This window comes from Thalassoglobus sp. JC818 (assembly GCF_040717535.1).
Classification (GTDB): domain Bacteria; phylum Planctomycetota; class Planctomycetia; order Planctomycetales; family Planctomycetaceae; genus Thalassoglobus.
The window spans coordinates 23,701-34,353 of the sequence record NZ_JBFEFI010000018.1 but is presented as its reverse complement, the minus strand read 5'-3'; the positions used below and the strand labels follow the sequence as shown (position 1 = coordinate 34,353).

7 protein-coding genes and 1 tRNA gene are annotated in these 10,653 nt (G+C 54.4%); 6 read left to right on the top strand and 2 right to left on the bottom strand.

Annotated features, from left to right (window positions below):
- The 6 genes from AB1L42_RS23265 to AB1L42_RS23240 form a co-directional block, all read left to right on the top strand.
- A partial coding sequence (locus tag AB1L42_RS23265; protein ID WP_367062418.1) for a sulfatase-like hydrolase/transferase occupies positions 1-947 on the top strand: 947 nt, incomplete at its 5' end.
- A 127-nt stretch (positions 948-1,074) separates the two neighbouring features.
- Positions 1,075-1,818, top strand: a complete 744-nt coding sequence (locus AB1L42_RS23260) for a hypothetical protein (protein ID WP_367062415.1) — start codon at positions 1,075-1,077, stop codon at positions 1,816-1,818.
- 1,471 nt (positions 1,819-3,289) lie between these two features.
- A complete protein-coding gene (locus AB1L42_RS23255; RefSeq protein ID WP_150074409.1) occupies positions 3,290-3,691 on the top strand; it encodes a BlaI/MecI/CopY family transcriptional regulator in 402 nt (133 codons plus the stop codon).
- Positions 3,688-8,349 carry a M56 family metallopeptidase gene (locus AB1L42_RS23250; protein WP_367062410.1) on the top strand — a complete coding sequence of 1,554 codons (4,662 nt, stop codon included), beginning with the start codon at positions 3,688-3,690 and terminating at the stop codon, positions 8,347-8,349. Before AB1L42_RS23255 ends, AB1L42_RS23250 begins: the two co-directional genes overlap by 4 nt.
- A 23-nt stretch (positions 8,350-8,372) precedes the next feature.
- Entirely contained in the window at positions 8,373-8,549 is a 177-nt protein-coding gene (locus AB1L42_RS23245) for a hypothetical protein (RefSeq protein ID WP_367062407.1), read from the top strand.
- Between the two features lie 63 nt (positions 8,550-8,612).
- Complete coding sequence (locus tag AB1L42_RS23240; RefSeq protein WP_367062404.1) at positions 8,613-9,389, top strand: TIGR03067 domain-containing protein; 777 nt, start codon at positions 8,613-8,615, stop codon at positions 9,387-9,389.
- A gap of 163 nt (positions 9,390-9,552) precedes the next feature.
- Here AB1L42_RS23240 and AB1L42_RS23235 read toward each other — a convergent pair whose 3' ends face one another.
- Both AB1L42_RS23235 and AB1L42_RS23230 read right to left on the bottom strand, forming a co-directional pair.
- On the bottom strand, positions 9,553-9,768 hold the full coding sequence (locus AB1L42_RS23235; RefSeq protein ID WP_367062401.1) for a hypothetical protein: 216 nt from the start codon (positions 9,766-9,768) through the stop codon (positions 9,553-9,555).
- 580 nt (positions 9,769-10,348) lie between these two features.
- Positions 10,349-10,422, bottom strand: a tRNA-Pro gene (locus AB1L42_RS23230).
- Positions 10,423-10,653: the final 231 nt, after the last annotated feature.

Genomic DNA, 10,653 nt, shown 5'->3' with positions numbered 1-10,653 from the left:
CAGATGATCAGGGCTGGGGCGACCTTGGCTGTTACGGCCATCGGGTCATCAAGTCGCCGAACCTCGACAAGTTTGCTAGTGAAGGGTTGCGGTTCACCCAGTGCTATGCGGCATGTTCGGTCTGTTCGCTATCGCGGTCGGCAATCCTGACTGGGCGAACTCCCTATCGGAATGGTGTCTGGCGGTGGATTCCGGGCGGCAGCATTTACCACCTGCGTGACAGCGAGATCACGATTACCTCGCTGCTGAAGAAAAGAGGCTACGAAACCTGCCATGTCGGAAAATGGCACCTCAATGGAAAGTTCAATTCTGACGATCAGCCCCAACCGGACGATCACGGCTACGACCACTGGCTGGCCACGCAGAATAACGCCGCCCCCAATCACATGAATCCGACCAACTACGTCCGTAATCGTGAAGAAGTTGGCCGGATGGAAGGCCCCAGCGCATTGATCGCGGCCAGCGAGGCGATTAACTGGCTGAAGAGTCGGAAAGACTCAGAGACGCCATTCTTCATCACCGTCTGGACTCATGAACCACACCTGCCGATCGAATCCGCTCCTCAATACATGAAGCACTACGCGGATATTGAGGACGAGGAGATTCGTCAGCACCATGGCAACATCACGCAGCTTGATGACGCCTTCGGTAAGCTGATGGCCGCAGTTGACGAGATGGGATATCGCGACAACACGTTTGTCTTCTTCACCTCAGACAATGGTCCCGAAGGGAATGGAACGAAAGGCCGAACTCGTGGATCGACGGGCGGTCTACGTGGCCGAAAGCGGGCGACTCACGAAGGGGGAATCCGAGTCCCCGGCATCGTCCGTTGGCCCGGAAGGATCAAAGCCGGCAGCGTTAGCGAAACGCCGGTCATCGGATCAGATATCTTTCCGACGATCTGCGATGTGCTTGACATTCCACTTCCGGATGACCGCACCATTTGAAACTGCCTCTAGAAGAGAGTCCAGTGATGGTACCAGTCTCCTTCCCTTGTTCAGTGGACACGCAATTCAACGTGAGCAACCGTTGTACTGGCGGAATCATTTAGCGTCGACCGACTACCGAGTTGGCATGCGCATTGGCGATTGGAAGATTGTTGGATCCGACAACCTCGAATCGTTCGAACTCTATAACATTAAGGAGGATTGGCAGGAAACAACCGACGTTGCGGACGAGTTTCCGGACAAGTTCTCCGAATTGCGAGAAGCCCTGATCCGACATGACGCCGCCGTACTGGCTGAAGGACCTGACTGGTGGCGGCTCGATGGTCAAAGTAAACGCGTGAAGCAAAAGTCGACTGAGCCTCCGTTTGGCGAAGATCCGACTGGCGTTTTCGACGTCGTTCTCGGGACAAGCATGACCAGAACTGACTTTGGCTACCTCATGTCTCCGGAAACTGAAGGACTCGCGTTTCAGAAGCTGGACCGTCCGATCACGGATCGCGCGACCATTCGGTTGAAATACCGAAGTGCGCAGAAGAATGGAGTGACTCGTAATGGCGCCCTGGTTTTGGCATCGAAACCAACCAACGGAGCAAGCTTCAAGATCGGTACCGCCATCGGCATGCACCAGCATGTCGCATTCGCGGGAGGTTGGGACAACGTCGGCAATGCTGGCTCCCAAAGAGCGACCTTCGCGCCGGACGACACTTTCGAAATAGCTGTCTCGCTGGATCTTTCAAACAGAACAGGCTCTGCGGAGATCATCGGGACGACCTTGAGCTTCTCGCTACCACCTGAGTTGAAATCGATCGAGTACATTGGCTTCTACGCCAAGGATACCTCGACCGAATTCTCCGTTCCCGTCATCGAGTGACGCGACGCACCGTACCGAATGCATCATGAAAGGCCTTATCACTTTCGTTGCAACACTTTTGATGGCGAGATCCGCGGGCGGACGAAGCTACCCTACCAACTCTGAACGTAACGCTCCGGCCGGTAGAAGGTATCGGAGCGGAAGTCCGCGTGATGCGCCGACTTCCGAGCGACATCCTCAAAGTCTGTGAGTTGAATTACGTGTCGTAATCCGAAGGGAAGATATCACCCAGATACGACGCGACCATCTGGTAAGCAACCTCCAAAGACGGGTAAAGCTGGACCGAGAAAGGGATGGCGTTCTCGAAAGGCGAGCCAGGTACTTGAGAAAGCGCGAGCGTCTTTACGCCCAACATTCTCGTTGCCAAGGGACACTACCTGCTGTTTTACACGGGGGCATCGCGAGAATATTTCGCGGAGTGTCCGCGAACGCCATTATCTTGTAGGGGGTTTCGTGTCGGATCACTTGTCCAGATACTTCACGCCAAGCCCCAAGTCCACTCGCAAGGCCGCGAAATTGCCGATTGGATCTGAACCCAATAAGCCTCTACCCATCTTTGACGTTCGGAACATGTGTGTCCCAATCAGCACGGTCCGGGAATTCGTTTGAACTATGCGACAACAGCTGGTGGTTCGCGTAAGCCGTTGCTGCTTAAATAGTAACAGCTCGCCACGACTCAGTGCGGCGAGCTGTTTCGTATTCAGTCGGGGCGACAAGACGCCAGTAGAACTTTTCGCTCACGGCGTCGGCACCTTATCGGATCCGCTAGTCTCTACTGCAAAAGCACTTACGTCGACATTTGCATGATTCTCGGGCGTTAGCTCACCGGTTGAAGTGCGAAAGTGACCGGGGTCATTTCTGATATGAATCGTGAGATTCCGCAGTCCGGTAGCGAATCGAAGGAGCAAATGACACGCCCACATTACGCAATTACGGTACCAGCAACACGGAGCTTAAGCCGTCCAGATACTGGATGTCATTCTAATGACGCAGACTGCAGAGGTGTTCAATCTCACCTACAGGCACACAGTTCTCGACTAGGGGGCGGATTGTGCAACTTCTGCAGACTGCCATCGTGTTCAAGCCGTATCGGTGTTCGCGATTTCTACAATGGCCTAAAACGCGGTTTGGTATTTCAGCAGCGCGATCGCGCTAGCTGCCGTGGAGTCGGTAGACTTTCTCAGGGCCTGGCCGATGTTCGCTGTCGGACTGGCCGTGAATACGTTGGCACACAGGTGACAACGAAGCGGTTGCGTTGTGTGCACATGCGTGTCAAGCGGCTCTTGTCCGGTCACGTGCACCAGGTCACGAGGAGCTTTCTGGCAAAGCGTTTACTGCAGAGAGTCAAGACATTTATGGCCTTGGCCAGTTTTTGTTTCTATCAACATAGAAATAGGACTTGCCCCCCTGTTCTCGCTTGCGTAGGATTTCTATAGAGATAGAAAAATAATAGCTAGCCGGGAGCACGACAATGACCCGATCGACGACACCGCAGCCGACCGAACTCGAGTTGCAAATGCTCAAAGTGCTGTGGGCCAATTCACCGAAAACAGCTCGCGAAATCCGTGACGCGTTGGCTTCGCATGGACGCGATCTGGCTCACACGTCCGTGATTACCACGCTGCAAAAAATGGTTGCCAAGGGACAACTAAAGCAGCTCGATCCGGTCGAGGGTAAGGCGTTTCGGTTCGAGCCGCTGGTTTCCGTCGATGCCGTGTCGAAAAGTATGCTAGGCAACCTGGTTGATCGGGTGTTTGATGGGTCTGCCGAGGCCGTTCTGCTGAATCTGTTTGACGTGACGGACCTGGACGCGGACTCGTTGAAGCGACTTCGCCACGTTTTCAATCAGAAGATGCGGGAGAAGCAGCAATGAACGATCTCTGGCATCACTGGTTCGCCGGAAGTTGGACGCAAGTCATGGCACTTTCGCTCGCCCATTTCTTGTGGCAAGGCGTGTTGGTTGGCTTAGTTGTTGTGAGCCTCGATCGGTTGCTGAGTAAGGCGTCGACAAGTTCTCGATACGTTTTGCATTTGGTCGCGCTCGCCAGTTTGCCAGTATGCTTTGTGTTGACGATGGGCATCGTGGATGTTCGCGCGCCGATGCAGGCGGCTGCCGTTGCGAGTGAAGTTGTTTTGGACGAGCCGGAGTCCGCGCCGGAACAAATCGATGATCCACCTTCTGGACCTCCGGCCGGAGTGTATGAGTATTCGGGCAACTCGACGGTCCAAACCACGATAGCGGCCGAACCGCAATCGTCTCAAGTCGCGGTAGACTCGCCGTCAACCATCGCGGGAAATAACATCGTCTTGGAAAATCCAGATGTCGCTCGAAGTGAATATGCGTGGCTGCCGAGTCTGGCTTCGATAATAGTCATAGCCTACTTGTTTGGTGTCGCTGTTTTTCTCATCCGGTTGACGCTGGCGGTCTGGGGCGGGCATAGATTGCGATCGAGCTCGCAGCCGCTTGATGATTCGCATCTGCTCAACATCGTGGCCGAACAAGCACGCCGTGCTGGATTGCGAATCGTGCCCGTTGTCGCGCTATGCGAAAGAGTCACCGTGCCAACCGTTGTCGGTGTCGTACGACCGATGGTATTGATACCAGCTTCGATCATCACGGGGCTTACTCCGGATCAGTTCGCCACAATCATCAGTCATGAGCTGGCACATGTTCGACGTTATGACTTGCTGGTGATCTTGCTTCAACGCACCATTGAATCGTTTTTCTTTTTTCACCCGGTCGTTTGGTATCTAAGTCGGCGGATCAGTCGCCACCGCGAAGTGTGCTGTGACGATCTGGTGGTTTCAACCGGGCATGGACCGATGGACTACGCCGGAGCGTTGTTGCGAATGGCTGAATTGTGTGTGGCGGCTGAACCAACCGGAGCCATTGCAGCGACCGCGACGGGGACTGATCGTTCGCAATTCGAGTCTCGGGTAACAAGGTTGATGACAATGACACAGCGAACGCAACTCCGATTGACACGCGTCGGTGCCGTTCTGTTCGGGTCGCTGCTCATTCCGCTGATGACTGTGCCGCCGCTGATTGTGGGCCTTGTTCAGGCGGAGGAAGCCGAGGATACGGACACCGTAACCGGTACCCTTCAGGTGCAAATGGCGGTTCTGACGCCCGATCCAAAATCGGAAGAAGATGTCAACTCAGGAAGCTGGCAAGTCGCGGTCGATTGGAAAGTACCGATTCAAACTGAAGGTGGTGCTGGAAGCGTGATCTCCGAAGTCGACGGTGCAATCCTGCGAATCGAGTGGCAGGCAGTCCGGCGGCACAACGGCGGACTTCAGTTCGATGCATTCAACTGGTCGATTGACAATCCCATCGATCGGCGTGATGGGGTTTCGCTCGGTGGCATTGGCGGTCGTCAGATCGCTCCCCAGTCAACATGGTTCGGTGAAAAATTTGAATCGCTTGCGTCAATGCAACTCGATACGGCGGGTGAGCATATATCGGATCGCGTTCTGGTATTCCGCGCGAGACACCTGCCAGCCAACATGAAGCTCCCGCGGCTAAGCCTCCCGGATTTGCTAAGTTCCCCATTGATAGAAAAAGCCACAGAGTCGAAACCAGATGGAGGCGAAGCCGTAAACGATGGACCGATATCGGACGAAACATTGCGGCTTTTTCAAACTGCCTACGATAGTGATCCATCTTTCGGCCGTGCGTCCATTAAACACACAGACCAGCGGGGAACGATCGCCAATTGGAATAGAGCACTACAGCAAGACGATTTGACGCGCGAGCAACAGATCTTCGCCTGGTGGCGCATCGGGTCGCTGGCGTCATACAACTTTAACGCTGGCCAGGGTGAAACGGCAGACAACGATCTGGCTGCCAAAGCGTTTCGAAAGGTCCTTTTCATTGGCCATGGTCTGATAAGCAGGGAAACGCTCAACGCCGCCACTGTGTATGCGACACTCGGCGGAGGCACGCGAGAAGATCAAGCCAGTCGCATGGAGTTTGCAAAACAGTGGCTGGTGACGCGAACCGAGGCGATGGTTGTGCAGAGCGCATGGCTGGTCAATCACAACGGATATTGCATTGACGGACGCTTGATGCCCGGCGGCATGAACTTGCTGACCGAAGCCGACAAGGCGGAGTACCTTACCAACGAACTCGCGAATGCTCGTGAGAGTGTGGCCGCCCGTGCCGCGATGGCAGTTATGAGAGAAGACCGCCAGATGTTGCCCGAGGCAGCTCTCAAAGGACTTGCAGATCGCCTTGTGGCTGCTGCTGGTTCACCGACATGGAAGCTTCATCATGTCGACAACTTACCAACGGTGCTGGCAGACGATTCACTCGGCTACCGAATCACGCTTCGCCGAACGTGGGAGGAATACTCGAATCTGCCGCAACAAAAAGAAACGCCACCGGATGAGCTTGGGCCGTTTGAACTCAAGCATGAGGACTGGGAATTCGTGCTCTTCCCCCGTGAGCGGCAAGACGCTAGCCGCCGGTCCGATGCGTCAACACCCACGGCTAGAGGCTCGCGGCTTACGAAGTCGTCGCTGGCGGTTCTAGGATTAAAAATCCTCTGGAAAACCGCTTCCAGCCCTTACCACACACAGGCCGTTTGCATGGGCGAGGGCCATGGTTTCGTCTGGTACTCGCTCGGAACGCTTTTCGGCCAGGAGACGATCCGCGAGAAACTCAAACTCACCAAAGGCGACGATCGAATTGACTTGTTGATCGCTGGAATGCAGATCGAAGACAAAGGCGACATCACTGCCAACTCGTGCCAACGACTGATTGAGAAGTTCGGCGACGATGCTCTCGAACCGATTGAAACCGCGATCAAGAACACGCAGGAGCCCACCGCACTCCGCAAGCTGATCGGATCACTCGCGTTCATTCGAACCGATGCTACCACCAAGCTGCTGATGCGGCTGCACGAGTCGGATAACAAAGACACAAGCGCAGCGGCCGACTATGCCCTGGTGCATCGACCGCTGCGTCCGGCGGCAAAGTCCGCGTACCTGGATATGCTTTTGGAACATCGGCATGTCGATGTCGCTTGCGAAGGCTGCGTTCACTTCAGGTGGAAGGAAGCCTTGCCAATTCTGATCAATTTGACTTCGCATCCCGAAAGCCTCCGCGAGTTGTCGTGGACAATTCCCGCACGTCGCGAATTGGAAGGCAAAGCCATCGAATATAGGCTGATCGGAGCACAGCAAACGATCATTGCCGCGCGAACCGATCCGAATGATGTCCGAGACGCATGGCAAACGCTCGCTGACTCTGACGACTTTGAGGCGGTTGTCCTGATCGGCATCGAACTGGCAACCTACACCGCCAAAGGTCCACAACAGCGAATCAATGACTTCGGATTTCGAGTGCTGCTAACCCGACCACGCGACCAGCTCACAGCGTATCTGAAAGGCATCGGCAAGGCTATGCCTGCGGAGAATGCCAAGCAAGTGCAGCAGTTGCTTCGACAGTTGAAACAGTCGGAACAACTCAAGCGTTTGCAGTCTCACGGAATCCTCGTGACTCCCGGCGGGATCGATGGGGCGAGTCATCGGTATGTCGTCCCCAGCGATTTTCTGGGAGGGTATGTAATCGATGATTTGCTGCAGTACTGCGTGAGCTTTAGCCCCAAGTCAGAGATCGTCTTCTTCGGACCGGTCATTACGGATGATCAGTTCCGTCAGTTTCACTTGTTGCTGCCCGAATCGCATGTTCGTCGCATGGCAGCCGTTTGGTTGAACATCGTCGCCACCGTCTCCGACGATGAACGCGAAAGTAGAATCCTGCGAGTTTCTGACCTCGGTTCACCGGCGCGAGAGATCGGATTGCAGGTCGATGATGTGATCGTGGGCATTGGTCCGTTCCGTTGGCCCAAGTCCGAGTCTCGCGACGCCTACAACGCGGCGATGCTTTCACAAATTCCCGGACAAGAATCAAAGATTGTCGTGGACCGGGATGGAAAAGTTCTCACCTTCCCCGTCACGTGGGAAGAGTCCACGGCACATCGCTTGTTGTGTGGCAATGGCATTCCCACAACGCAACGCGATGCAATTCAACCTGCCCAACCCGACGTTGATGAAACTTCGACAACCGACAACACTGAGGCACTTTCAGGAAAGTGGCAGGCGACACAAGAATCGCACCATTTGCTTGATTCAAAGTTGGTGGAGGCGAACCAGACGGGTTTCGTGATCGCGATCGACAAGCGGTTCGGTGAGTCTTATCGCAAAACGTCGGACACATACGAGAATCAGTATCGGGAGTTCCTTGAGCAAAAAGGACATGCTGCCGTTGTATCGGGAACGATCAAGTTCGATTACGGTGGCGAATCGGAACTGATGATCTCTAGCAAAGACGGCGATCTCTATCTCTGGTACGGAGTCGTCACCGGTGGCAATCCACGCATCTTCCTGCACAGCGGAGCCGACAAAACTTCGGTTGATTCCCTCGCAATCCAGTGGACTTCCTCGTGTAGCGACAGCCCCTTGGATTCGGACACCGACTCCGCGGAAGTCGTCTACCAGCGACTCCGCCCGACTGACCCCAACTAAACAGAGAATTCAAGGAGACTGGAATGAAAAGCATCAGTGCTGCCATCATCGTTGTCATCGCCGCTGCCTTATTGTTCGGAAGTGCGTTGATTGCTCACGACGACACGGCTCTTTTTATTCAAGTCGTCGGCTGTATCGTCGGCATCGCTGGCTGGTTCGTTTCATTGCGAACAACAACGCGTGTTAACGATTCCACCTGACATCCTAATGCTTCGCGCGATCGCCGTCCTGCCACTCGGGTAACCAACAGTAAAGGAATCAAGATGAAAGTCCTGCTTAGAATTGCACTTGCACTGTTTGTATGTTCCGTCGCGATTGCGGAGGATGCTTCGAAGCACACGAAGGCCCTGCAAGGCACTTGGGTGTTTTCGCATGGAATCTCAAATGGGAAGTCGCTAGAGCAACAATTGCTCAAGAATGGTGCTGGCGATCTGCGGATCAACTTCTCCAACGGCGTTATGACAATGTCGGGTGACGGCGGCCCTGAGCACACGTATCAGTTTACGCTCGATCCGGCTACGGATCCGAATTCGATCCAAATTGTCACGACAGAGACTCACGGCAAAGCACCGAAGGGGTCGAAGCTTCGTTGCATCTACAAGATCGATGGCAATGAGTTGACTCTCTGCATGCCAGCCGACTCCTCTGTTGATCCTCCGAAGGAGTTCGATGCCCCGGAAGGATCGCGTTTAACCCTGCTTGTGTTGACTCGCGATGCCGCAACCACGGCTGTTCCTGTGAAATCGATCGGCAATGACGATTTCACGGCTCTGCAATTCGCCAAGCAGGCCGTCGCCGCATACGAGGCTGAATGGTCGAGTGTGGAAGAAGGTGCGAAGGCGGGACACGTCGCTGAGACGCAAATCGACGAGCTTCGTTCCAAATTGTACGACGCCCGGCTAATTCTCCTTCGAATTCAGGGAGATGAGGCGGGAATAAGCATGCTCATGGAAGAAGAAGTTGAGCTGGAAAAGTTGCGATTTGAACGATTGAAAGCATCGGCTTCCCACGGCTACATCGGTGCTGGAAAGCTACGCTAGGGTGAGTTGCGGTTGCTCAGCGTGCAACTGCAGCAAGCACTTCACGAAAAAGATCAAGCGAAAGCTGACGAAGTATTGCGTCGAGCCTTCGAGATCGAACAACAACACCTGCAGCGACTGGAAGCACTATCTTCGCAAGGAGTCGCAGGTCGATCCCTTATTGCTAAGCATAAGCTCCGTATCGCTCGTCTGATTGCTGAAGGGTTAATTGATCGATCAGTAGGTCAGTGACGCCAAAATTCGACGCCCGTAATTGATAACAATGCGGTTCTTGCCGCTGAACCGCAAAAGCTGCTTTTACCGCGAGAAACCGAGCATCGCCATTCACCACTGGATTCGCGAAGGTGTTGCCACGGCCCAGTTCGCCGTGACGGGTCATTCGGAGACTGGCTTCATACGTCGCGTGCCCGAGTCTCTTGCTGGTTGTTGAACCTCCTCCTACCAAATTCCTGGGCTGATAGGCCTATTGACGCCTGGCTCAGTTTTTTTTGGAGCATGCCATCGTGCTCTCGGTGTTGAAACGAATGTTGCAAAAGCTCGCCTCAATTTTACAGAGGTTGCATCCGCCTCTCGCACTCCGAAATCTGCTTTAGCAAAAGAAGTGCTTATCACCGACCGCCGCGACCAGGAGCCATTTCCGCTGTCAAATTGCCTACACGTGGTTTCCGACGCAGTTCGCCGTTCGTAACCCAGGTCGAACCGACCTGAATCAGAAGCGCTTCTACTTTCTACTGCAATGACCGGGGAAATCGGTACATGCGCGGCGTCAAGCATGAGACCATTGTGTCTAAGACCCCGGACGCATCACCAACATGCGGGGTTCATGCAAAAGGGCTGGCGAATTCGCCAGTAGGAACATGACCCCGGTCGATGACACTTGCACGGCGTGAGAGACGCAAGTGATTAACGATCAAGGAGTTACGTTTTCCAAACCGGCAACCATGATGACCCCGGTCAAATCGGGATGACAGGATTTGAACCTGCGACCTCTTGACCCCCAGTCAAGCGCGCTACCAGGCTGCGCTACATCCCGAATGGAAGCTTCCAACCGTTCCGAGTTCGGAAGCTTCGGTGGCGGATGATAGCGGGGAGTTTGTCGGACTGTCAAACGGCTCTGTTTGATTGGGTGAATGTCGAGCGTCTCGCTCTGAAATCCTCTGCAATCACCTGACGATCGGAGCCGGATGGCTGCTTTTTCGGCCAGTCTTGCTGAAGTTCGACTGATTAAAATCGTGACATCGGCAAGTGATCTCGCGATAGGTCT